The organism is Actinotignum vesiculae (genome assembly GCF_051267215.1).
Taxonomy (GTDB): Bacteria; Actinomycetota; Actinomycetes; order Actinomycetales; family Actinomycetaceae; genus Actinotignum; species Actinotignum schaalii.
Map to the genome: position 1 here is coordinate 124,500 of NZ_JBOZGG010000005.1, position 23,317 is coordinate 147,816.

Consider the following 23,317-nt stretch of genomic DNA (forward strand, 5'->3'; position numbering starts at 1 on the left):
ATGGAGTTCAGTTCAGCGGTGCCAATCTATGTGCAGCTGGCCGAAGATCTGCGTCGTCGTATTCTCTCCGGCGAACTCGGGCCCGGAGAAAAGGTCATGTCTACCACCGAATACGCCGCCACCTACCGCATTAATCCCGCCACCGCGAACAAGGCTTTTTCCCTCCTCGTGGAGGAAGGAATCCTGGAAAAGCGCCGCGGGATCGGCATGTTCGTGACCGCGGGCGCCCAGGCAGCCCTGCGCGAGCGCGGGCGCGCCACCTACCTGAGTGACACCCTCGCCCCGGCGCTCGCCGCGGGCCGGGCACTAGGGCTCAGCCCCGCGGAAATATCCGCACTCGTCTCGACCTATTGGGAGGAGAACCAATGATTAGCATCGAGAACCTGAGTTTCAGCTACCGGCGCGGGGCTCGCGCCCTCGATGATCTCAGCGTGGAGATCGGCCACGACACCATCACCGGCCTTTTCGGCCGCAACGGCTCGGGCAAATCCACGCTCGGGATGCTCATCGCCGGGCTCCTCCCGATTCGGCGCACCCGTGGGCGCGCCGCGGGAAGCATTTTTATTGACGGGCATCCGGTGGATGAAAACCCGGAGGTCATGCCGGGGGTGGCCTATATTCCGGCCCGCGTGGAGGTGATTTCCGGTTCCCCGCTCGCCATGACGATGGATCTGTGGCGCATGGCCCGCCCCACCTGGGATGAGGATTTCGCCCGGGAGCTATTCGAGCTTTTCGAGCTGGATCCCACCCGCGTGATTGACGGGCTATCCGTAGGCCAGCGCTCCACATTTTCCGCGATTCTGGGCCTGGCATCCCGCTGCCCCATCACCATTTTCGATGAGGTCCACCTGGGGATGGACGCGGTGATGCGCGAACTGTTCTACCGGGTTTTGCTCAGTGATTTCGCCGAGCACCCCCGCACCATCATCCTCTCCTCCCACCTGCTCGAGGAGGTGGAGAACCTGGTGGATACCGTGGTGTTCCTGCACCGCGGGAAACTGCTCGAGGCCGGGGACGCCGATGAGGTTCGCGCGCGCCACTCCACGGATAGCCTCGCTTCCCTCACCGATGTTTTAGTTACGACGACGCTCTCCCCCGCCCAGCGCGCCCGCCTGGCACAGCCGCTGGGCGCGCAGGCGCCCCGGGCCGGAAGCCTGCTGGCCCCCGCGGCGGCTGCCGGGGAAGGCACCCAGGAAGCCACCGCGGAAGCATCCACCCGCACCCAGATTGGAGTCGATCATGATTAAGCTGTATCGCCGCGCGAACGCTCTTATCTACCTGGCGGCGCGCCGCGCGATTGGGCGGCGCGGACCTTTCTCCTATTTTTATCGCAGCTTCTGGTTGATTGCGGGATGTTTCCTGGTCGTGGCAACACTGTGGCTCCCCTTCACCAATACCGAGACGCATCTACCCATCGGAGGCATCGACAACCCCGTTCTCAACTGGGTTGCGCTGGCATGGTTTGTGCTCAGCGGGAGCCTGATCTTCGGTGGGGTGATATGCACCCTCTCCATGCGGGCGCATCTGCAAGCGGGGAGCACGCGGCGGCAATTCTTTAGCAACCTGACGCGCAGCGCCGCGCGGATGAGCGCCGAATACCTGGCGGTTACCGCCGTGATTATCCTCGTGGTGCTCACCATTGTGCGCCGCCCGGATGGTTCCTGGGCTCTGGATGCCGCGTTTTCCCCTGAAGGTACCGCTATGCGATCGGGCAGTGTGTGGTTCATGTTCCTACCTACCTGGCTCTGCTGTATGGCCGTGTTCTTCGGGGCGGTGCTGGTGACCACCTTCTTGCTGCGCTGGTCGCTGAGCACGGTGGTACTGGCTGTCGCGGTGGTTATCGCTTTCTTCGCCGGGCTCTCCCTGGTGGGCTACCTTGTTGGTATCACCGGGCTGGCCGGATTCATCTACCGGCTCTGGATTCCCCATTGGGAAAGCTTCTACGCCTGGGCCGCCCGCACCGGCACCGATTTCGCGCATTGGGTGGGGCGGGTGAGTGACTCGACCGGCTTCACGGATTTCCTTACCGCCAATCAGGGCTTCATCGGGCTCCTCGCCTTCTCCCTCATCTTCGGCACCTGCGCGGTGATCGCCTGGGCGCTGGCGCGGCGTTCCACCGGCCGCTTGCATCTACTGCGGCTCTAACTGGGAGCGGGACCGTGCTGCGGGGCGCGCGGTGGCGCGGCCCGCAGCGCCGTCGTCGTACTACCTAGGAGCAGCGCGCACGCGCGCCGTAGACTAAGCACATGATTATTGGCGTTCCCACAGAATTGAAGAATAACGAATACCGGGTCGCGCTCACCCCGGCCGGTGCGCGCGAACTGGCCGCGGCCGGGCATACCGTCCTGGTGCAGGCCGGGGCCGGGGCAGCCTCCGGATGCGCCGACGCCGCCTACGCCGCCGCCGGGGCCCGTATCTGCCCGGACGCGGCCGAGGTGTGGGGCGCCGACGCGGTTCTCAAAGTCAAGGAACCCGAAGCCGAAGAATACGGGTATTTACGCGAGGACCTGGTGCTTTTCACCTATTTGCACCTGGCTTCCCAGCCGAAACTGGCCCGCGCGCTCCTGGATGCCGGCACCACCGCCATCGCCTACGAAACCGTGCGGGAACGGAAAGCGCTGCCGCTGCTCGCGCCTATGAGCCGGGTGGCCGGGAAACTCGCCCCCATTGTGGGTTCGCATTACCTCCTCGACGCGCAGGGCGGGGCCGGGATTCTCATCGGCGGAGTGGCCGGAACCCGCAAAGGCAAGGTGACCGTGATCGGCGCGGGTATCGCCGGGGAATCCGCCGCGGTGATGGCCGCCGGTATGGGCGCGAACGTGACGATTCTGGATATTAATATCGAGCGGCTCGCCCAGCTGGAAATGCGCCACGCCGGGATGCTCACCACCCTCGCCTCCACCGCGCAGACCATCGAGGAGCAGGTGACGGATGCCGATTTGGTGATCGGCACGGTGCTGGTGCCGGGTTCCTCCACCCCCAAGCTGGTGACCTCCGCGATGGTGGAGGGTATGCGCCCGGGCAGCGTGCTCGTTGATATTGCTATTGACCAGGGCGGATGCTTCGAGGATTCCCATCCCACCACCCACGATGAGCCCACGTTCACCGTGGACGGCAAGATTTTCTATTGCGTGGCTAATATGCCCGGTGCGGTTCCGCGCACCTCCACGGAAGCTTTGACGACGGCGACACTCCCCTATGTGGTGCGCCTGGCCGCCCAGGGGTGGCGCGCGGCCGCCAGCGCGGATCCGGGTTTCGCTAGCGGCGTGAATATTAGCGGCGGGAAAATCACCCACCGCGGGGTTTTTGATTCGCTGAGCGGGGCGCTGGGACTGCCCGAATCTGAGTTTGACGATTCCTGCGTGTCGAAGGCAATGGCAGACTAGACCCATGAGCGATTTCTCCTCGATTTACAGTCACGGTTACGTGCGCGTGGCCGCCTGCTCCCCGGAAGTGGTGGTGGCCGATCCGCAGCGCAACGCCCAGGCCATTATTGCGGCCGCCCGGGCGGTGAGCGCGCGAGGTGCGGTGCTGGCCGTGTTCCCGGAGCTGAGCCTCACCGGGTATTCCGCGGAGGATCTGTTCCTCCAGGATGCACTGCTGCGTGCCACCCTGGAAGCCCTGGAAACCGTGCGGGCGGCCAGCGCGGAATTCGACGCGGCCCTCATTGTGGGGGCGCCGCTGCACTGGCGCAACCGCCTCTATAATTGCGCGGTTGTGCTCCACCACGGGAATGTGCTGGGCGTGGTTCCCAAGTCCTATATCCCCAACTACCGGGAGTTTTACGAAAAGCGCCATTTCGCTTCCGGGGCGGGACTGCGCAATGCGGATATTGAACTGCCCGGGGTGCGTACGGATGCAGCCTGGAGCACCGGGCTTAGCGAAGAGCAGCGGGCCGAATTCGCCCACACTGAGGAAGCCTGGGCCTATACCCTGGGGCGGAATACTGTTCCCTTCGGGCCGGATCTGATTTTCTCCGCCAGTGATATTCCCGGTTTTGATTTCCACGTGGAGATCTGTGAGGACATGTGGGTGCCGATCCCGCCCTCGGCGCGCGCGGCCCTGGCCGGGGCGCAGGTGCTCGTCAATCTATCCGGCTCCCCGGTCACGGTAGGGCGTGAAGATGACCGCGATCTGCTGATCCGCGGGGCTTCGGCGCGCTGCGCGGCCGCCTATATCTACGCGGCGAATGGCGAATGGGAATCCTCCACGGATCTGGCCTGGGATGGCCAAACCGTCATCTACGAATGCGGGGAGAAAATCGCGGCCGGGCAGCGTTTTTCGGCCGGCCACAGCGCCACCCTGGGTGATATCGACCTGGATCGTATCCGCCAAGAACGCCAGCGCAACGGCTCTTTTAATGACAATGCGCTCACCCAGGGCACCGAGCGCGATGAGTATTCCAACCCGGGCACGGATTCCTTCCGCACTATTAACTTCACCGCCGGCATCCCGGATATGAGCGCGCTTGACGCCGCGGAGCAGCGCCTGCACCGCGAAGTGGTGCGTTTCCCCTTCATGGGCGGCAGCGAACGCAATCCGGATCGCGATTGCTTCGAAGCTTTCTCCATCCAGGTGTACGCGCTCATTACTCGGTTGCGGGCCACCGGCTCCGCCAAGGTGATTATCGGGGTGTCTGGCGGGCTGGATTCCACGCACGCGCTGCTGGTGGCCTGCCGGGCCATGGATCTTCTGGAGCGCCCGCGCACGGATATCCTCGCCTATACCCTGCCCGGTTTCGCCACCTCCCAGCACACCAAGAACAACGCCTATGCGCTATGCGAAGCCCTGGGGGTGCCGCTGGAGGAGATTGATATTCGCCCGGCGGCCCGGCAGATGCTGGCCGATATGGGCCATCCCTTCGCGGCTGGCGAGCCGGTCTATGACCTCACTTTTGAGAATGTGCAGGCCGGGCTGCGCACGGATTATCTGTTCCGGTTGGCCGGTTTCCACGGCGGTATCGTGCTGGGCACCGGGGATCTTTCCGAGCTCGCCCTCGGGTGGTGCACCTTCGGGGTGGGTGACCATATGAGTCACTACAACGTGAATGCCGGGATGCCGAAAACCTTTATGCAGCACGTGCTGCGGTGGATGGCTCGCCAGGACTTCCTAGCCGGCGCGGCGGCGCAATCTCTTATCGATATTCTCAATACGGAGATTTCCCCGGAGCTGGTTCCCGCGGATGCCGGCGGGGCGCTGCAATCCACCCAGGAGAAAATCGGCCCCTACGAACTCCAGGATTTCACCCTTTATTTCGCTTTGCGCTACGGCTTCCTGCCCTCGAAAATTGCTTTCCTGGCTCGGGAAGCCTGGGGGGATGCTTCCCGCGGCTTCTGGCCGGAAGGTATTGAGGGGGATGCCCGCCACGCCTATAGCCTGGCGGAGATCAAGACGTGGATGGAGCTGTTCTACCGCCGTTTCTTCTCCCAGCAATTTAAACGTTCCACTCTCCCCAACGGCCCGAAGATTCTTTCGGGTGGCTCGCTTTCCCCGCGCGGGGATTGGCGCATGCCTTCCGATGCCACCAGCCGGGTGTGGCTGGCCGATCTGGAGAATATCCCCAGCACTCCCACGGAGGACGCATGATTTCCCTGCAAGAAAATGTGACCGAGGATTTCCTGGCTGCCTGCCAGCGCCTCATCCCCCAGCTCTCCTCAAGCAGCGCGCCGCTTTCGCGCGCTGCTGCGGAGGAATTGCTCGCCCAGCCCGGGGTGTACCAATTGGTGTACCGGGTGGAGGAAGGTGCCCCGATCCTCGGGATGCTCACCCTCGTTACTTTCCAGATTCCCACCGGAACGCGGGCCTGGATTGAGGACGTAGTGGTCGACGACGCCGCCCGCGGCCACGGCGCCGGCCAGCAGCTCGTGGAAGCTGCCCTGGCGCACGCTGCCCAGCTCGGCGTGAAATCGGTGGATTTGACTTCGCGGCCCAGCCGGGAAGCCGCCAACCGGCTCTACCGGCGCTGCGGTTTCGAAGCGCGTGATACCAACGTGTATCGGTATCACGCGCAGTAAAGGCGGAGCACAGGAGCGCGCGGCCGCGTGGTGAGTAGCGCCATCGCTGCGAGAAGCGCGCCTAGCGCGGGGTGACCACCAGCTGGGCGCGCTGGAATTCCTTGCAATCGGAGTAGCCGTTAGCGGCCATGGCGTGGCGCAGCGCCCCCATGATATTGGTATGCCCGCGGGCGCTCGAGGTGGGCCCGACCAGAATTTCTTCCAGCGTGCCGGCGGTGCCCACATAAACGCGTTCCCCGCGCGGGAGGCGCGGGTGGCGGGCTTCCGGTCCCCAGTGCCAGCCGCGCCCGGGTGCTTCGCTGGCCCGCGCCAGAATGGTTCCGAGCATCACGCCGTCCGCCCCGCAGGCCAGGGCTTTAATGAGATCCCCGGAGCTGCCCACCGAGCCGTCCGCGATCACATGAACGTAGCGCCCGCCCGATTCATCGAGGTAGTCCCGGCGGGCGGCAGCGATATCGGCTATCGTCGTCGCCATCGGGGCAGCAATCCCCACGGTACGTAACGTCGCAGAAGCGGCCCCTCCCCCGTAACCGGCCAGCACCCCGGCCGCGCCGGTACGCATGAGGTGCAGCGCGCTCTGGTACGTGACCGCGCCGCCCACCAGCACCGGAATATCAAGATCGTAAATAAGGCCGCGCAGGTTGAGCGGTTCGCGGGTGGTGGACACATGCTCGGCGCTCACCGTGGTGCCGCGGATGACCAGGAGGTCCAGGCCGGCATCGGCGGCCGGCGGCACAATTTCTTTGGCGTGGCCCGGCGAACAGGCCCCGGCCACGGTGATCCCGGCGGCCCGCAGTTGCGCTACCCGGTAGCGCACCAGGCCGGTATCGATGGGGCGCTCGGCGTAGATCTGCTGGAGGCGCGCGGTAGCGGATTCGGGCGGCAGCGCGGCAATTTCTTCGTACAGCGGGGTGGGATCCTCGTAGCGAGTCCACAAGCCCTCAAGGTCCGCCACGCCCAATCCCCCGGCCCGCCCCAGGCGGATCATCATATCCGGGGAAGCCACCGAATCCATGGGGGCGCTGAGCACCGGAATATCGAGGTGGTAGGCATCCAGCTGCCAGGCAGTGGAGACTTCGCGAACGTCCCGGGTGCGCCGGGTGGGCACGATGGCGACGTCGTCAAAGGTATAAGCTATCCGCGCGCGTTTGCCGCGCCCAATCTCGATTTCGCTCACGTTCTCCACTTTACCGGCAAAGAAAGGCGCGCGACCGGGCCGCGGCGCACATCCGCGCGGCTAAGGCAGCGAAGCGCGGGGCCGCAACCGTTCTGCGCTGCTCCCGTGTCAAGGTCCTACCGCGTCACGCTCCACCACATCACGCGCTTACCGCGTTTCCGCACCCAGCGCGCGGGCGAGGAAACGCGGCGCGAACGTCTTTTCATAGGTGCCCACAAATTCTTCCACCTGCCCGTTGAGCCAGCGCTTGAAAGCGAGAATATTGGCATCGGCCGCGTCCTCGGAAAAGTCCCCGGAAATGCCGAACGTATTGTAGGTATCCAGGCTCTCATCGCAGGCGTATTTGAACATGGCGCGCTCAACCGGATAATCCCGCGCGTAGGCGGATAGCGTTTTATCCATCCCACCGAGCAGCAAAATCAGTTCGGAACCGACCCGGAATCCGAGCGCCGCGTTGAAGGGAATCTCCGCGTCGCCGCGCTCGGTCAGGGTTTCGCGTGCCATTTCTTCCTGGCCGTCGAGCACTTCCAGGCGCTGGGCGGCCTGCTCAAGTTCGCGCTCCCGCGCTTTCGTTTCTTTACGCCCGCGCAGCACCTCGATCCGCTCGTGTACTTCCGCGCGCTCAATCGCGATCTGATCGAGGTAGCGGCGCGGAGACACATAGGCCACCGCGAGCAGCGCGCGTTCGGGACCCATGTCCGCCATGAGATCGCGGTAGAAACGCACCGCGGAAGCCGAGAGAGCAGGCATGCCGTCGGTACGGTCGCGGGTACTCGCGTAGAGCTGCGCGAATACATCGAAATCTTCCGGCCCGAGGAAACGGGTCTGCACCCCGTAGCGGTTTTCGTTATTGAAACGACGACGCAGCCCCTTGGCGAGAGTTGCTTTGGCTTCTTCGAAGTTCATCCCGGAGATCGTCTTGGTGTAAATCCAGCGCAGTTGAATATCGGAGCGCTCCCCGAATTCATAAGGAAGGTGGCGCCAACCATCGCGTTCCAGAGCTTGGGAGACCGCGCCGGCCACCGGATTGTCCTTGAGCGGCGTAATATCCGTGTACCAGCGCCGTGCCAGAATCGGGTTAATCCGGGCGGTGAGCAAGCGCGGCTGGGAAGCGAAATGCCGGTTGAGCCCGCTGAAGAAAGCGGAAACAACCTCGCTGCGGCTCCAATCCAAGGTGGGCCCGTAGGCGAGGGAAGCCCGTGTGAAGATCTTCTTCCAGGGTTGATACATAACGAGGCCGGCCCCGCAAATATTTCCGGCATTGTTACGCACGCCCACGTATTCCACCCGGTATCCTTCGGCCGCACGCACCCGCCCGTAGCTCACCGTTTGGGAAATGAAACACCGTTGCGTGGTCATGTAGTCGTTGTACTCATTCTCGGATAACACCGCGAACTGCATTGTGTTCCTTCCTGCCGGGCAGCTCAGAGCTGATTCGCCACCTGCCTATTAGAGTAACTTAAGCTGAAACAGCCCTGGAAATGGGGGCGGAAAGCTTCCTCAGTTCGGTGCGAATAATCCGTCTTAGCTAAATGTCACCAATCCGGCTCGGAAGGCCAGGACGATGGCCGCCGAGCGGTCGCGAGCGCCCGTCTTGCGCAGTATTGCGTTGATGTGGCTTTTGAGAGTACCTTCCGAAATATAGAGTTGCCCCCGAATTTCTAGGTTAGTTAAACCGCTACCGATGAGGGTCAAGACTTCTAGTTCCCGTGCGGTCAAATTCTGTAATTCAGGTACCTCACCAGGCGACCGGCCCCTTTCGTGGAGGTAACACTGTACTACGTGGTCTAGGACCTGGCGGTCGAGCACTCTGTTTCCCACCGATACCTGGCGGATTGTCGAGATAATCGTCTCGGATTCGCTATCTTTGAGAAGGTACCCGTCAGCGCCCAGGCTCAAGGCCTTTCGCAGATACAGGTCATCCTGATACATGGTCAGCATGACAATGCGCCCAGGGAAGCCATTCCGTTTCAGCTCCTTGAGTACGTCCAGTCCGTCCATGAGAGGCATGCGAATATCCAGCAGCAGAACGTCAATATCCGTCTCACGCACCATACGGCAGGCTTCCACGCCGTCTCCGGCGCTGCCCACCACGCGAAAGTCCTCCTGCTGCTCGAGGAGAACCGCGAGGCTTTCCCGAAGTAGTCCCTGATCATCTGCAATCGCAATCCGAATCATCATGTGCTACCTCCTCATACATACCGGGTATTACCGTTCTCACTCGGGGTACATGCATAGTTTCCACCCGGCGCCCACTGGCCCGGCGCCCACGACATAGCCGCATTCGGCGGCGCGTTGCCGAAGGTGATCCAAGCCAATCCCGGAGCCGATGATGGGCTGCCAATCCGGTGCCGGCCCCTGATCTACTAGTTCGAGGCTCACGCCCTTGCCTTTTTCTTCAATCTGGAAGGTGACGGTGGTGGGTCCGGCATGGCGGGCGGTATTCGCTAATCCTTCCCGGCAAGTTGCGATGAAGAGCTTACGCAGCTGCGGATTCAGCCTTTGGATAGTTGCGAGCACTTCGGCAGTGCCCCTGAGTTCCATACCGTGCCGTTGCGCTGCCGCAAAAATTTGTTCTAGATCCGGCATCCCGGGAGGACTAATATCACGGCCCTGCAATCGGTCAAGAACGGTACGCATCTGAGCGATAGTTTGCTTATTAGAGTCCCGAATATCACTCAACGCTGCCAGTGCTACCGGATCAGTCACTTCTTCGAGAGCCCGGGTGAGTCGCAAATGCTGTAATCCCAAGCCGTCGGAAACTATATCGTGCAACTCCGCGGCGAGAGCTAAGCGATCTCCCGATAGGATTTTTTCAGTTTCCGCCTGTGCTTGTAACTCACTATTGCGTCTTCTTTGCACAAGCCACTGCCAATACCACCACCCCAGCAGCGCCCCGCAGAGCGCAAATATCGCTAGGCGCCACCAGATTTCGTATTTTTCCGGAACTGCCACAAAAACCATAAGTCCCAGAACAAGCAGCGGTAGCACCGCCCTGCCCAGCACTCCCCAGCGGTTTTCCTTCTTCTGCGCCGTGTGACCGGCGGTCACGCGAATGGACGCGGGACGCGATGGAGAGGTGGTAGCGCACATAGCGCATATGCTACCCGTGCAGCGCTCCCATTCCATCGGCCCGCGGGCTGATTTTTCCCTCGGAACCCAGGCTGAGCTAGGGCCGCGAGTATCGAACACGAGGCCGATGTGCTCCGCATGATGAGTCGCCAGCATAGAAGCATGACAACACTTCCCATAGAAACCAAGGATTTATCCAAAATTTATCGTGGTCAAAGTGCGCTCCATAATCTAACGCTGAGTTTCCCTCCCGGCCAGATCGTGGGTTTAGCTGGCCATAACGGTTGCGGAAAATCCACACTCATACGCCTCTTAGTTGGCCTGGAACCACCCACCCATGGACAAGCTCTCATCTTTGGGCATCCCTACCGACAACTGGACTACCCGCTTCGCTACGTGGGAACCCTCCTGGGTGGTTCGGGGGCAACTCGCTCGCGTACTGTGCGCCAGCATCTGGCATGGATCGCAGCGACCCATCACTTCGCGAGCCAGCGCATTGACGAGGTACTGCATACGGTTGGTTTGGATCGCGTGGCCACTCGAAAAGCCGGAAAGCTCTCTCTGGGCATGAATCAGCGTCTCGGTTTAGCGGCCGCGCTTCTCGGCGACCCTCCTGTGCTGCTACTAGACGAACCTTCCAATGGTCTTGACCCGCAAGGAATCGAGTTACTGGCGCAGCTGATTGCAATGTGGCGGCGTGAGGGAAAAACGGTTGTGCTCTCCAGTCATCTGTTGGATTTCCTTGCCGATACCTGTGATCGTCTGGTGGTCCTGGAACAGGGCAGCGTGGTGTACGACGGCGCAGCCACGTTGGCTCACGGCAACCTGGCATCCGGCCGATGGCCGTCCCACCCGAATACAACCGAAAAGGCTACCGGAGCCGCGAAGCACGAAGGAGACACAGATGCTTAGGTCATTTTCGCGGTTAGTGCGCGCACAATGGGTACTCTGGTGGACCTCACGATCTGTCCGAATCGCATTGTTGGCATGTTTCCTGCCTGCGGCATTGTTCTTATTCGTACAGTACAGCGACGGGAAACTCTGGCACGCCGATTATTCTCTATTCTCGCAGGCGCTCCTTATGCTCTCCCTTGCCCCCATTATTTCCGGGGTGGGATCCATCTCCGAAAACTTGGTTCCCCTGGAGCCCCACCACGCTTCCACCCGAACTCTCATCGCGGTAGCGGTGCCACGTCGTTTCGCCTGGGCGGCTGCTCATCTACTGGTAGGTTTCTTCTTTGTCGTCATCTACCTCAGCCTTGCCCTGCTTGTCGGCTTTGGCGTGGGTGCCTTCCAGTGGAGCAGCTTCAATGTACAAGCTTTATGTGGCCTCCTCATCTACTGGAATGTACTGTGCTGGTTAGCCTCCTTCCTCGCCTCAGTATTCCAATCCGGGACGATCCCTCTTCTCTTCCTCCTGCTCAATCAGTCAGTTGTTCCACTGTCGTTCCTTTTATCTCGGGTAACGCCCCTCGCCCGTTGGAGTCCGGACCTGGCTGCTTACGGCCTTATTTTGCAGGGTGATATGCTCGCCAATTCGGCTATGTCACCAGAACTTGCTGCGGATGTAGCCGCTCATTGGAGCACAAATATCTTCGTTCTGCTCGCGTGGATGATTGTCATTGCACTCGGATTTTTCTGGTCCGAACGCCGTAAGGCCGCGGCATGATTAGCTCTTTGCGTGCCCACGATAGGGCGATCTGGCACCTGCGCGGTGCGCTCATTCAGGTGGCTTCACAGGTACGAATCGGTGTCGTTCTCGGGCTGTGTGTAGTTGCCGGGAACATGATGACCGCACTGCAACTACTCCCCCGCGCCGGCGAACTTCCCGCTGGTTGTGCAGGTTTATCTACCGCCATCGCGGTCAGCATTGTTTTTGCGCAGCCCATTGCGGCTGTCCTACCGTGCGTGTTGCTAAATTTCGATGATCAACCGCGTTACCGCGATATCACTACCTTGGTTCTCCCCGCCACACCACTGACCCTGCTCGCCCGAGCCATATGCAGTGGCGTGACTGTGTGTTTGTGGGGATCGGGTCAGGCCATTGGCGCCGTGGTGATGTATAGATTTCTGGCACCGCGCGGTATAGATGCCTCAACTCTAAGTGCCACAGAGTATCGCGAGCTGTTGTTAGCCTCGCTACCTTCGGTAGGCGCGGTACTCGTGTATCTTGCCACCCTGTGCATATTCTGCGTGAGTATCTGCCTTATTTTCCGATCCCGATATTCCAGCGTGGCCGTTCTGCTCACGATTGTGGCGATTATCGCTCCGCTTGTCCAAACCCTTCTTCCCGAGGTAGGAAAGTACCTTCCCGGAATTGCCGGTATCAGTATCCTCAGGGGTGACGATTCCGGGAATATGCTTCCACCCGGAATCGGGCTTCTCGTACTGCTCTTCTCCAGCTTGCTGCTCATCGGTGTCGCCGCGTTGAAACATTGGATACCCTTACGCCGCGGACGTAGCCGCAGATAGGAACCGGTACGTTTTCGTGTCGTAGGGGCGGATTAGACTACGAAGCACCAGCACAGAAGCGCGGCGCGGGCCGCGGAAAGGATGGGAACCGTGTGGACCACGCTGCCGCTTATCGGCTTTGATACAGAAACAACCGGGGTGGATCCCCGGCGCGATCGCCTCGTCACCTGCTCGCTCGTGCGGGTGGATAGTGAGGGAACCTCGCGGCGGTATTGGCTGGCGGATCCCGGGGTGGATATTCCGGAAGCAGCCAGCCAGGTGCATGGCATTACCACGGAGCAAGCCCGCGCGGAGGGCCAGCCCATCGCGGAAGTCCTCGGTGAGATCGCGGATATTTTGGGGGCGCAACTAGCGGCCGGCCAGCCGGTGGTGGCTTTTAATGCCTCCTATGATTTCACCCTGCTCGAAAGTGAGCTGGCCCGCCACGGGCTGCCCACCCTCAACCAGCGCTTGGGCGGTGAGATTTTCCCGGTTATTGATCCCTATCTGCTGGATCGCGGGGTGGATCGCTACCGCAAGGGGAAGCGGCGCTTGGAAAACCTCGTTATGCATTACGGGGTTTTCCAGGATGATTCTTTCCACAATGCGGAAGCTGATGTGGTGGCCACGCTGCGGGTACTCGGGGCCATGTTGGAGAGATTCCCCCAGCTGCGGGAAAAGGAACTGCGGGAAATCGTGGATATTCAGATCGCGGCCGAACGCGAATTCCAAGAGTTTTTGCGCAAAGTAGGCCGCTCGGATGGCCCCAAGGAAGGCTGGCCCGTCCCGCGCAACTAGTACTCGCTAGTTACGTTGCTGGTCCGGCTGGGCGAACCCAAGCGGACAACGCATCATCCAGTATGCGCATAAACCCAGCCACGCGGGAGCCGGGCTGCGGCGTCGTACTTTGCGGTACATAGCGAAAGGCCGGGAACGCGCTCTTACGTTCCCGGCCCTCGTTACCACCCCAGCGCTGCCACGCGTGGCAGCGAGCTAAAGGAGATTATGAGTAGGAATATTTAGGACTTGAGCCCGGAGTAATTCGGGGCTTCCACGGTCATTTCCACGTCGTGGGGATGCGATTCCTTGAGGCCGGCGCCGGTCATGCGGACCATGCGGCCCTTTTCCTTGAGCTCGGCAATGGTGGAGGCACCCGAGTAGAACATGGTCTGGCCCAGGCCGCCCACCAGTTCGTAGAGCACGGAGGCCAGCGGGCCGCGGAAGGGAATCTGGCCTTCGATGCCTTCCGGAATGAGCTTCGCATCGGAGGTGACGTCGGCCTGGAAGTAGCGGTCCTTGGAGTAGGACTTCTTGCCACGCGAGCTCATCGCACCCAGGGAGCCCATGCCGCGGAAGTGCTTGTACTGCTTGCCGTTCACGAAAATGACTTCGCCGGGGGTTTCCACGCAGCCAGCAAGAAGCGAACCGAGCATCACGGTATCAGCACCGGCCACGATGGCCTTGCCGATATCACCGGACCAGTGCAGGCCGCCGTCCGCAATCAGCGGGATACCGGCCGGCTTGCAAGCGCGCGCCGCATCCACAATCGCGGTCACCTGCGGTACGCCCACGCCGGCCACCACGCGGGTGGTGCAGATGGACCCGGGGCCCACCCCGACCTTGACCGCGTCCACCCCGGCGTCGATGAGTGCCTGGGCGCCGGAGCGGGTGGCGATATTGCCACCGATAATCTCCACGCCGTCAAAACCGGAATCGGCACGCAGGCGACGAATCATATCGAGGGCGAGCTTCGCTTCCCCGTTCGCGGAATCAATCACAAGCACGTCCACGCCGGCATCGGCAAGCATCCCGGCCCGCTCCCAGGAGTCGGTCAAGTACCCAACGCCCGCGCCCACGAGAAGGCGGCCCTGGGAATCCTTGGAAGCATTGGGGTACTGCTGGGTTTTGACGAAATCTTTGACGGTGATAAGGCCGGTGAGGCGCCCATCCTCATCAATAAGGGGAAGCTTTTCAATCCGGTGGCTCTTGAGGAGCGCCCGGGCATCCGCGCGGGACACACCCGTGGGTGCGGTCACCAGCGGCATGCGGGTCATCACATCCTCGACCCGGGTGGTGGCGTACTCATCTTCCGGAACGAAACGCAAATCACGGTTGGTAATAATGCCGAGCAGGTGCTTCTGCTCATCCACAACGGGAAGGCCAGAGACCCGATACTGCCCGCACAGGGCATCAAGCTGGGCGATCGTGGCATTCGGGGCTACGGTCACCGGGTCGGTGATCATGCCGGATTCGGAACGTTTGACCTCGCGAACCTGCTGGGCCTGATCTTCCGGGGAGAGATTGCGGTGAATAATCCCAATACCGCCCTGGCGTGCCATCGCAACAGCCATATCGCGCTCCGTGACCGTATCCATAGCCGCGGAAGCCATGGGGGTTTTCAGCACAATATTGCGGGTCAGGTGGGAAGAGGTATCGACTTCGGAAGGAATAACATCAGTTGGTTGCGGAACAAGCAACACATCGTCATAGGTTAGAGCAAGAGGAGCAAAATCGTTCACGAAATCCATTTTCCCATGTTATCGCGCCAAGCTGATAACTCCAATGTGGCCGGCACGCGAAAATCGACACAGCTCGCGCGCGCATACCCAACCGGCAGGCACATATACATAAGCCCAGCTCACAGGCCCGTGACTAGCAAGTCACCCGTGTGCAACTAGCCCGCACGCCGCACGGCTCACTCATGAGCACGGCAGCATGCGGGCTAGCGATGCACAGCACTACCGGCAAATATTGCTCAGCGGCGCTGCGCCGGAATTCCTTAGCGAACCCTCCGCAGAATCCTTAGCGGACCCGGTGGACGGCCGGAGTATCGACGCCGTCGCCATTCCAGTCACCCAGGAGGTGCGTATCGGTGTGCTTCCCGAAGGAGTACACCGCGCTGGCCGGCCCGGAGCTCAAGGAGCCGGCAACGTAGTAGGCGTTACCGCGGACCACCACGATGGTGTCCTTCCCGTCCCCATCGGTATCACCGGCAAGGGCAATATCCGAGGCACGGCCGAAGGAGAAGGCGGCACCGGCAGCCCCGCCCAGGGAGTCCTGGACGAAGAAAGTATTGCCGCGCTGGACCGCTACTTCGTCACGGCCATCGCCGTTGAAATCACCAGCCAGGTAGGTATCCCCGTGGCGTCCGAAGGTGAAGACGTGGTCCGCCGCGCCGCCGCGCAGGGAATCCACCGCATAAATGGTGTTTCCGCGCACCACGGCCACGGTGTCCTTACCGTCCCCGTTCCAGTCGCCGACGAGTACCCGGTCACCGGCCTTCCCGAAAGCGAAGACCTCGGTGGCATTCCCGGCAAAGCCGTTGCTCAGGAGGAACTGGTTACCGCGCACGACGCCGAGGCTATCTACGCCATCGCCATCCCAATCCCCGTAAATGAAGCTTTCGCCAGCGCGCCCGTAGGCGGCATCAATGCTGCCAGCACCCGAGTTCCAGTTATTGGTGGCGATGAAGCGGTTACCCGTCGGAGCGCCCGGCTTCGCGGGTTGTTCCGGGGTGGGGTTCGGGGTTCCGGGCTCCGTGGGTTCCGGTTTGCCCGGTTCCGTAGGTTCCGGCTTACCAGGCTTACCCGGCTCCTCGCCCGCACCCGGATCCGGCGTCACCGCTGCGGGAGCAACGGCCACCTGGAAGGACAGATCGGTGGGCCCGGCCACCACCCGCAGCACGGAATCCGCGGGGGCATCGGCAGGCACCGTGACCTTCACGGTGGCACGGCCGGTGTTATCCAGCGAGGGCGTCACGGTGGTATCCAGCGCGCCGCTGCCCACTTCCACCCCGTTGAGGTACACGGTGACTTTCTCACCCTTGGGCTCGGTGGAGGTGTGAGCCAGCGAGGAGAAGCTCAGCTCCGCGCTTTCCCCAGCCTTGAGAGCCTCTTCCCCGGTGATACCCACCGAGGTCTGGTTATAACGCACCTGATAGCCGGGGTTGGCCTTGAGGAAAGCGTTGAACACATCGTTATCGATCAGCCCGGTATCGGCGTAATTGCTACCCTCGCCGAGCACCGTGAAACCGTCACCACCGGCCAGGATGAACTGGTTGGAGGCCACGGTATAGACCTTCTCCCCCGCCCGATCCAGTTTTTCACCGTTGATGTACACGGCCTTGACGCGCTGGCCCGGGGTGGCATCCGCGGCGGCGTCGAAAACGTAATGCATATTGTAGGAAAGCCCGAGGCGCAGCATGGGCCGGGAGGCGCCTTCCTTGTCATTCCACTGCTGTTCGAGCATGGTGTAGATCTGCGCTTCGGTCAGGTCCACAGTGGCGTAGGAATTCCCGAAAGGCTGCACTGTGTAGGACTCTTCCAGGGTGACGATGCCGTCGCCGTTGGGGTCCAGATCCGCGCGAATACCGCCCGGGTTAATAATCCCGAAATCGGCCTTCTTTTCCATGCCCTGGGAGTACTGGTAGAACGCTTCGGCGATCATATTGCCGGCCGAGGATTCGGTCCCGCGATTCGCCCCGGTATCGGTGCCGTTATTGGTGCCGCGGTTCGCGATTCCCTTAATGGTTCCGATCTGCTGGGCGCCCAATTCCTTCGCTTTCGTTTCGGCAGCCTGGTACATCGCCTCAATATCGGCGGACTTGGGGGCCTGGGCATTCTTGTAGTCAATAGCAACGTTGGCGGCGGTGGCGCTCACGAGCTTCTTAGCTGCGGCGTCGTACACAAAAGTGTAACGGCCGTACGTGCGCCCGTATTCGCCCACTTCCAGAACCGGTGCGCCCGAAGGCGTGGTCACGCTATCCACGGTGAGGTGCGTATGACCTGCGACGACGGCGTCCACATCGCTTCCGAGCGTTGCCGCTACCGCATTATTGGCATGCATGAGGGCGACGACGATATCCGCCTCGCCGTTGCTTTCGTCCCCATCCTTGAGCAGGGCAGCCTGCGCATCCACGGCCTTGACGGGATCCTTAATATCCAGGCCGGTGATCGCGGTGGGAGACACCAGGGTATTGAGCTCATCGGTCACGCCGGATACGAAAGCCACCCGTACCCCGCCCACGGTTTTCAAGGCGTAGGGGGTGATCTTTGCAGTGTCGATCCCGCCCACGCTCGCCAGGGTCCACGGGAATTCAGAGGCCGGGACGATGCGGTTTTCGAAATCCTTGACGCCCTGGTCGAATTCGTGATTGCCCGCCCCGGAGAGGTCAAGCTGCATGGCGTTGAGAATATCGAGGGTGGGCTGGTCGTTCGCGATGGAGGACACGTAGGCCGAGCCGCCCACCAGATCGCCGTTCCCCACGAAAATGGTATTCGGGTTGGCCTTGCGCAGCTCATCGATCTGGTAGTCGAGGGCAGCCGCGTTCTCGATATGGCCGTGGAAATCGGAGATCGCCGCGATATCGATAGTGACGTGGTCGGCTGGCGCGGCCTGGGCCGGCGTGGTGAGCACGCCCGCGCCCAGCACCGCGACCGCACCGAAAGCGGTCATGCGCCGCAGGGAAAATATGGTCATGGTGTTCCTTCATCCGAGGGAAATAGGACACCGTCACCATAGGAAGCGCGGGTAAACACCCGGCTAATTGAACGTGACTGGAAAGTGAGCGCGGGGTGGCGCGATTATTCGACCGTCACGGATTTGGCCAGGTTGCGCGGTTTATCAACGTCGTAGCCGCGCACCGCCGCCATCTCCGAGGCGAAAATCTGCAGGGGGATCACGGTGACGAGCGGCATCATGAGGGTGGGCGTGCCGCGGGGTGCCCAGAATACCGAGGTGGCGAAATCGCGCACGGCGTCGTCGCCCTCCTCCGCAACCACAATGGTGCGTGCCCCGCGCGAACGGACCTCTTGCAGATTCGACAGCGTTTTCGCGTGCAGCTCGGGGCGGCGCGGGGTGGGGACGATCACGAAAATCGGCAGGTTGTCGGTCACGAGCGCGATGGGGCCGTGTTTGAGTTCCCCGGCGGCGAAACCTTCGGCGTGCACGTAGGCGATTTCTTTGAGTTTGAGGGCGCCTTCCAGGGCGATGGGGAAACCGACGTGCCGGCCGAGGAAAAGCACCGAGTTTTCGCCCTTGAGTTCGCGGGCCATGGCGCGGATTTGCGGTTCTTGGGCGAGCATTTTTTCCATGCGCGCCGGCATTTTTTCGAGTTCGTCGAGGTAGCCGGTGATTTCGTCGCGGAATTTATTGCCGCGGATTTGGGCCAGGTAGAGCCCGAGCAGGTAGGACGCGGTGATCTGGGCAACGAAGGCCTTCGTGGAAGCCACCGCGATTTCGGGGCCGGCGTGGGTGTAGAGCACCGCGTCGGATTCGCGTGCGATGGTCGAACCGTAGGTATTGACGATGGCGAGGACTTTCGAGCCCTGTTCGCGCGCGTGGCGCACCGCCATAATCGTGTCCATCGTTTCCCCGGATTGCGAAATGGCGACGACGAGCGTCTTCTCCCCCACCACCGGGTCACGGTAACGGAATTCGGAGGCGAGTTCCACCTCCACCGGGATGCGGCACCAATGCTCGATGGCGTAGCGCGCCACCTGCCCGGCGTAGGACGCGGTTCCGGCGGCGATCACGATGATTTTATCGATGGTGCGCAGCACCGCTTCGCTGATGCGCATTTCGTCGAGTTGGAGGGAATCATTGACCACGCGCCCGCGCAGGGTATCGGCGACGGCGCGCGGCTGCTCGTGGATCTCTTTGTCCATGAAGGTGGTGTATCCGCCTTTGACAGCGGCCGAGGCGTCCCAATCCACCGTGAATTCCTTGCCCGCGCGCGGCGAACCGTCGAAGCCGAGGAGCCGCACGGTATCCGCGCTGATTTCCACCACGGTATCCTGCGGGACTTCCAGGGCGCGCTGGGTTTCGGAGATGAAGGCGGCCACGTCGCTACCCAGGTAGTTCTCCCCCTCGCCCAGGCCGATGACCAGCGGGGAGTTCCGCCGGGCCGCCACCACGGTATCGGGGTGATCGCGGTCGATAGCGACGAGCGTGAAGGAGCCGTCAATGATATTCGCGGTGGCGAGCATGGCGCGGAAGAGGGCGGAGCCTGAGCCGGGCTCCGTGGTGGTGGCGGTGCTGGCCGCAGCACCGGCCGCGGCGTCGTCGGAACCGGACTCCGCAACGCTCGCATCAACCGTGGCGCCATCTTGTTCAACCGCAGCATTCGCATCAACCGCGGCGAGCTGCTGGGCGAGGATATGCGCCGCGATTTCCGAATCGGTATCGGAAACGGGCGTAATGCCCGTGGCCGCGAGGCCCTCCGCGAGTTCGCGGTAGTTTTCGATAATGCCGTTGTGGACGATAGCAACCCGGCCATCAAAAGAAACGTGGGGGTGGGCATTGGTATCCGAGGGCGAACCGTGAGTCGCCCAGCGAGTGTGCCCGATAGCCACCTGCGCGGGCGGCAGCGGGGTGTCCTGCAGGGCCTGGCGCAGGTTATCGAGGCGCCCGGCGCGCTTGACCGCACGCAAGCCCTCCGGCCCGGCCACCGCCACCCCGGCCGAGTCATAGCCGCGGTATTCCAGGCGGGCTAGGCCTTCGAGCACCACCTGCAATCCGCGTTGCGTGGCGCCGGTCGAGGCGCCCGTGGTGGCTTCGTTTGTGGCGCTGGTGCCTGCCGTTTCGGCGCCGTTCGTTCTTCTCTGTTCTGCTCGCGAGCGCGGGCCCGCGTACCCAACAATTCCGCACATGGAAGTTAAAGTACTGCGCCGGCGGCTCCGAGAAAAGAGTCAACACCCGCACAGCGCGCACATTTGCGCAGGTCAGACAAATTTCGCTCACGGCCCCCGGGGTCTTTTCGAACGACGACGCAGCTACATGCCTTCCCCGCCACCACACAACCCGAGTGTATTTCACCTCACAAAAAGTTGTCAGACTTTAGGACCAAAAGGCACTTACTCCCGCCCGGCCACGCTCCTAGTATGTTCAGAACAAGAACCGGTGATCTTGTACACGAGCACGGCAACCCCTGGCCTGGGTTGCAGCGGAAGCAATGTCGCGGAAGCTCCGTGCTCAGAACTGTCAAATTCATCGAAAGCGAATAGTGGTGAAACGTTTATACCAATTTATATCTGTTGCCGGTGCGTTACTCCTTACCTTGCCGGGCGGCGGTACCCTCATCGCCCACGCATCACAGGCAGCTACCCCCATTCATAAGTACACCTTCGATACGGATCTCGCGGATTCCGCGGGGCAGCGCAATCCAGATCAGGCACAGGCGCCGCTGGTGGATGGCGTGTCCGGCACTGCCTTGCGGGTGGAGAATGGCCACGGCCTCAGCTTTTCCCAGCCGATATCGATTTCTGAAAATGACCCGTGGTCGGTGAGCTATTGGGTGCGCTCGGATGCAGCACCCCGGGAGCGCACCTCGGTGCTCATGGATAACAAGAAGGATTTTTCTTTCGATCTAAAATTGGCTGCGAACCGCCAGGCTGGATTCCATGTAGGTAAGGGCCGCGGCGATGTGCTGACCTTCAAATACGATTTTTCCGGTGGTACCTGGTATCACCTTGCGTGGACGCAATCGAAAACCGCTGGGATGACGATGTACGTCAATGGCCAGGCTGTTGATAAGAATTCCTGGACGAAGAACCATCGCGTGCTCATCCCCGCGGATGTTATTGGTGGAACTGGTTTCACCGGTGCCATTGACGAACTGGCCGTCTACAACTCCGCGCTGAGCGCTGCTGAGGTGAAAGCTCTCTACGATAAGGAACGGCCGCAGGATTCCGCGCAAGGCAATCCGGACCAGGGAAAGCCGACTCCCGGCCAGCCCGGTCAGCCCGGTCAGCCCGGTCAAGATACCCCCGGCAAGGGCGAGCCCGGCAAAAACGAACCCGCCCAGCCCCAGCTCCCCCTACGCAATACGATCCCGGAATACAAGCTCGATGATGCCAATATCAGCACGGTGATGCGCCAGCCGGGTGGAAATCGCCAGTATTTGGGGCAACCCGATCTGGTGCAAACAAAAACCGGGCGGCTGATTTCCGCGTTCCCGGCCGGGCACGGCAAGGGCCCGCTGGTCATGATGATCTCGGATGATCAGGGGAAAACGTGGACGGAAAAGACCGATACCCCGAAGTCGTGGACGGGTTCGCAGGAAACTCCTACCCTGTATTCCCTCATCCGGGAGGATGGCGCGGAGCGTCTCATGCTTATCACCGCTAATCCGGGGTGGGGTGTTGATAATGCCGGCCACCGTTACGGGTGGAATACCTCCTATTCGGATGACAATGGCGAGACGTGGAGCGAGTACACCAATTTCCACCCGGTGCGTCAGCATGATGGGAAGGATAATGCCGCGATTGTTGCCATGGCTTCCCTGGTGCAATTGCGCGACGACGCCGGCCAGCCAATCCAAAAATGGATGGGTGTCTATCACGATTACGATTTCGTCAATTACAAGACCTACCTCACTTTCGAGGACGGCGTGGAGAAGTGGTCTGATCCGGTTCCCTACCTGGCCGAACACCGCGATATCGAAAAGTCCCATCAAATGTGTGAGATCGGGATGTTCCGTTCTCCGGATGGCAAGCAGATTGTTGGTTTGGCGCGCAGCCAGTCCCATGCACATCTGCCCACGATGATCGTGTCCAAGGATGAAGGCAAGACCTGGTCGAAGCCGGTGGAGCTTCCCGGTTCCCTTGCCGGCGAGCGGCATAAGCCGGCCTATGATCCCGTCTCTGGCCGGGTGGTGGTTCCCATGCGGGAAATCCGCTATGACCTCAATGGCAATGGCCGCCACGATGGTGCCAGTGATTGGAAGGCCGGGAACTGGGTGGCCTGGGTCGGCACCTTCGATGATTTGATGCACCAGCGCCCGGGCCAGTATCGCATCCTGCTGGAGCGGGACTGGTCGAATAATCGTTACGGCGGGGATACCGGGTATACGGGTATCACCGCACTGCCCGATGGCACGTTCATCATGCACTCGTATGGCCACTGGGATAAGGACTTCTCGCATTCCTGGAAGGGAACGGCCGGGCGCGGGTACGATGTGCGCACCGATCTTGCGTATATCAAGCAAGCGAAATTTACCTTGGCCGGCCTTGAGCAATCGGCAGGTATTGCGCAGCAAGATCCAAAACCCACTCCTTCAGTAACGACGACGCCCACCGAGAAACCGGCCCCTTCGCCACAGCCCGTTCCCACGGCCACGCCCACTCCCCCGGTGAAGCCGACGCCAACGACCGAGCCGACGCCTACGGCCGAGCCGACGCCAACAGTAAAGCCAGCGCCTACTGAAAAACCGGATCCGACAGTGCAGCCAACTCCTACGGTGGCCCCAGATCCGACACCGGCGCCTACCCCGAGCACAACTAACGTTCCGGCGAAGCCGGGTAACACCGGCAATACGTTCTATCTATCCAACGATTGGGACTCCATAGCAACCCAACCCGCTTTTTCCTACGGGCGAGCCGGTGACGAAGTCCTGGCCGGGGACTGGAATGGTGATGGTCAGCAAACCTTGGCTGTCCGCCGCGGTAACCAGATCTTCATTCAGAACAGCCTCACCGGTGGAGTGGCCGATGAAGTGATTTCCTTCGGGCGCGCTGATGACACCATCGGAGTGTGTCAAGTTGTTTGTGTGTGAGCATTGTTTATAAATACTTATTAAACCGGTCAGGGTAGGCCACGGACATCT

At 61.5% G+C, this 23,317-nt stretch carries 18 protein-coding genes; 10 read left to right on the forward strand and 8 right to left on the reverse strand.

Annotation, left to right across the window (positions count from 1 at the left end):
• The 6 genes from ACRQHG_RS04230 to ACRQHG_RS04255 all read left to right on the forward strand — a co-directional run bounded on the left by ACRQHG_RS04230 (window position 1) and on the right by ACRQHG_RS04255 (window position 6,014).
• Complete coding sequence (locus tag ACRQHG_RS04230; protein ID WP_026428239.1) at window positions 1-369, forward strand: GntR family transcriptional regulator; 369 nt, start codon at window positions 1-3, stop codon at window positions 367-369.
• Window positions 366-1,247, forward strand: coding sequence for an ATP-binding cassette domain-containing protein (locus tag ACRQHG_RS04235; RefSeq protein WP_087070571.1), 882 nt, complete (start codon window positions 366-368; stop codon window positions 1,245-1,247). Before ACRQHG_RS04230 ends, ACRQHG_RS04235 begins: the two co-directional genes overlap by 4 nt.
• Complete coding sequence (locus tag ACRQHG_RS04240) at window positions 1,240-2,145, forward strand: hypothetical protein (RefSeq protein WP_087070570.1); 906 nt, start codon at window positions 1,240-1,242, stop codon at window positions 2,143-2,145. The genes ACRQHG_RS04235 and ACRQHG_RS04240 overlap by 8 nt, the downstream gene beginning before the upstream one ends.
• Before the next feature lie 101 nt (window positions 2,146-2,246).
• Window positions 2,247-3,386 carry an alanine dehydrogenase gene (ald, locus tag ACRQHG_RS04245; protein ID WP_087070569.1) on the forward strand — a complete coding sequence of 380 codons (1,140 nt, stop codon included), beginning with the start codon at window positions 2,247-2,249 and terminating at the stop codon, window positions 3,384-3,386.
• A gap of 4 nt (window positions 3,387-3,390) precedes the next feature.
• Window positions 3,391-5,586, forward strand: coding sequence for an NAD(+) synthase (locus ACRQHG_RS04250; protein ID WP_087070568.1), 2,196 nt, complete (start codon window positions 3,391-3,393; stop codon window positions 5,584-5,586).
• Window positions 5,583-6,014, forward strand: coding sequence for a GNAT family N-acetyltransferase (locus ACRQHG_RS04255; RefSeq protein ID WP_087070567.1), 432 nt, complete (start codon window positions 5,583-5,585; stop codon window positions 6,012-6,014). Before ACRQHG_RS04250 ends, ACRQHG_RS04255 begins: the two co-directional genes overlap by 4 nt.
• A gap of 61 nt (window positions 6,015-6,075) precedes the next feature.
• Here the strand turns inward: ACRQHG_RS04255 and ACRQHG_RS04260 are convergent, their stop codons facing one another.
• The 4 genes from ACRQHG_RS04260 to ACRQHG_RS04275 all read right to left on the reverse strand — a co-directional run bounded on the left by ACRQHG_RS04260 (window position 6,076) and on the right by ACRQHG_RS04275 (window position 10,284).
• On the reverse strand, window positions 6,076-7,191 hold the full coding sequence (locus tag ACRQHG_RS04260; RefSeq protein ID WP_087070566.1) for a GuaB3 family IMP dehydrogenase-related protein: 1,116 nt from the start codon (window positions 7,189-7,191) through the stop codon (window positions 6,076-6,078).
• A 147-nt stretch (window positions 7,192-7,338) separates the two neighbouring features.
• The gene (locus tag ACRQHG_RS04265; RefSeq protein ID WP_087070565.1) at window positions 7,339-8,592 is read right to left on the reverse strand and encodes a lipid II:glycine glycyltransferase FemX; all 1,254 of its coding nucleotides are present in this window, start codon (window positions 8,590-8,592) and stop codon (window positions 7,339-7,341) included.
• Between the two features lie 123 nt (window positions 8,593-8,715).
• The gene (locus ACRQHG_RS04270; protein ID WP_087070564.1) at window positions 8,716-9,372 is read right to left on the reverse strand and encodes a response regulator; all 657 of its coding nucleotides are present in this window, start codon (window positions 9,370-9,372) and stop codon (window positions 8,716-8,718) included.
• 36 nt (window positions 9,373-9,408) lie between these two features.
• A complete protein-coding gene (locus tag ACRQHG_RS04275) occupies window positions 9,409-10,284 on the reverse strand; it encodes a sensor histidine kinase (RefSeq protein ID WP_159455010.1) in 876 nt (291 codons plus the stop codon).
• Between the two features lie 141 nt (window positions 10,285-10,425).
• Between ACRQHG_RS04275 and ACRQHG_RS04280 the strand changes: the two genes are divergently transcribed.
• Complete coding sequence (locus ACRQHG_RS04280; RefSeq protein WP_159455009.1) at window positions 10,426-11,175, forward strand: ABC transporter ATP-binding protein; 750 nt, start codon at window positions 10,426-10,428, stop codon at window positions 11,173-11,175.
• A gap of 94 nt (window positions 11,176-11,269) precedes the next feature.
• Window positions 11,270-11,932, forward strand: a complete 663-nt coding sequence (locus tag ACRQHG_RS04285) for a hypothetical protein (RefSeq protein ID WP_143231863.1) — start codon at window positions 11,270-11,272, stop codon at window positions 11,930-11,932.
• A gap of 470 nt (window positions 11,933-12,402) precedes the next feature.
• On the opposite strand, the gene ACRQHG_RS04290 is transcribed toward ACRQHG_RS04285, so the two are convergent.
• Window positions 12,403-12,699 carry a hypothetical protein gene (locus ACRQHG_RS04290; RefSeq protein WP_087070560.1) on the reverse strand — a complete coding sequence of 99 codons (297 nt, stop codon included), beginning with the start codon at window positions 12,697-12,699 and terminating at the stop codon, window positions 12,403-12,405.
• Window positions 12,700-12,825: 126 nt separating this feature from the next.
• Here ACRQHG_RS04290 and ACRQHG_RS04295 point away from each other — a divergent pair, with 126 nt between their 5' ends.
• Entirely contained in the window at window positions 12,826-13,512 is a 687-nt protein-coding gene (locus ACRQHG_RS04295; RefSeq protein ID WP_087071180.1) for an exonuclease domain-containing protein, read from the forward strand.
• A gap of 221 nt (window positions 13,513-13,733) precedes the next feature.
• Here ACRQHG_RS04295 and guaB read toward each other — a convergent pair whose 3' ends face one another.
• The 3 genes from guaB to glmS all read right to left on the reverse strand — a co-directional run bounded on the left by guaB (window position 13,734) and on the right by glmS (window position 20,363).
• Window positions 13,734-15,242: an IMP dehydrogenase gene (gene guaB, locus ACRQHG_RS04300; protein ID WP_026428247.1), complete on the reverse strand. Its 1,509-nt coding sequence runs from the start codon at window positions 15,240-15,242 to the stop codon at window positions 13,734-13,736.
• A gap of 274 nt (window positions 15,243-15,516) precedes the next feature.
• On the reverse strand, window positions 15,517-18,192 hold the full coding sequence (locus ACRQHG_RS04305) for a 5'-nucleotidase C-terminal domain-containing protein (protein WP_087070559.1): 2,676 nt from the start codon (window positions 18,190-18,192) through the stop codon (window positions 15,517-15,519).
• A gap of 104 nt (window positions 18,193-18,296) precedes the next feature.
• A complete protein-coding gene (glmS, locus tag ACRQHG_RS04310) occupies window positions 18,297-20,363 on the reverse strand; it encodes a glutamine--fructose-6-phosphate transaminase (isomerizing) (protein ID WP_284883077.1) in 2,067 nt (688 codons plus the stop codon).
• A 353-nt stretch (window positions 20,364-20,716) separates the two neighbouring features.
• Here glmS and ACRQHG_RS04315 point away from each other — a divergent pair, with 353 nt between their 5' ends.
• The gene (locus ACRQHG_RS04315; protein ID WP_435719604.1) at window positions 20,717-23,266 is read left to right on the forward strand and encodes a LamG-like jellyroll fold domain-containing protein; all 2,550 of its coding nucleotides are present in this window, start codon (window positions 20,717-20,719) and stop codon (window positions 23,264-23,266) included.
• Window positions 23,267-23,317 lie beyond the last annotated feature (51 nt).

What these genes read in the sequence shown, in the direction of transcription:
- guaB (WP_026428247.1), bottom strand. Translation starts at nt 15,242, where the DNA reads ATGGATTTCGTGAACGATTTTGCTCCTCTTGCTCTAACCTATGACGAT.
- ACRQHG_RS04250 (WP_087070568.1), top strand. Translation starts at nt 3,391, where the DNA reads ATGAGCGATTTCTCCTCGATTTACAGTCACGGTTACGTGCGCGTGGCC.
- ald (WP_087070569.1), top strand. Translation starts at nt 2,247, where the DNA reads ATGATTATTGGCGTTCCCACAGAATTGAAGAATAACGAATACCGGGTC.
- ACRQHG_RS04280 (WP_159455009.1), top strand. Translation starts at nt 10,426, where the DNA reads ATGACAACACTTCCCATAGAAACCAAGGATTTATCCAAAATTTATCGT.
- ACRQHG_RS04235 (WP_087070571.1), top strand. Translation starts at nt 366, where the DNA reads ATGATTAGCATCGAGAACCTGAGTTTCAGCTACCGGCGCGGGGCTCGC.
- ACRQHG_RS04290 (WP_087070560.1), bottom strand. Translation starts at nt 12,699, where the DNA reads ATGTTTCAACGCGGCGACACCGATGAGCAGCAAGCTGGAGAAGAGCAG.
- ACRQHG_RS04255 (WP_087070567.1), top strand. Translation starts at nt 5,583, where the DNA reads ATGATTTCCCTGCAAGAAAATGTGACCGAGGATTTCCTGGCTGCCTGC.
- ACRQHG_RS04240 (WP_087070570.1), top strand. Translation starts at nt 1,240, where the DNA reads ATGATTAAGCTGTATCGCCGCGCGAACGCTCTTATCTACCTGGCGGCG.
- ACRQHG_RS04305 (WP_087070559.1), bottom strand. Translation starts at nt 18,192, where the DNA reads ATGACCATATTTTCCCTGCGGCGCATGACCGCTTTCGGTGCGGTCGCG.
- ACRQHG_RS04270 (WP_087070564.1), bottom strand. Translation starts at nt 9,372, where the DNA reads ATGATGATTCGGATTGCGATTGCAGATGATCAGGGACTACTTCGGGAA.
- glmS (WP_284883077.1), bottom strand. Translation starts at nt 20,363, where the DNA reads ATGTGCGGAATTGTTGGGTACGCGGGCCCGCGCTCGCGAGCAGAACAG.
- ACRQHG_RS04265 (WP_087070565.1), bottom strand. Translation starts at nt 8,592, where the DNA reads ATGCAGTTCGCGGTGTTATCCGAGAATGAGTACAACGACTACATGACC.
- ACRQHG_RS04275 (WP_159455010.1), bottom strand. Translation starts at nt 10,284, where the DNA reads ATGTGCGCTACCACCTCTCCATCGCGTCCCGCGTCCATTCGCGTGACC.
- ACRQHG_RS04230 (WP_026428239.1), top strand. Translation starts at nt 1, where the DNA reads ATGGAGTTCAGTTCAGCGGTGCCAATCTATGTGCAGCTGGCCGAAGAT.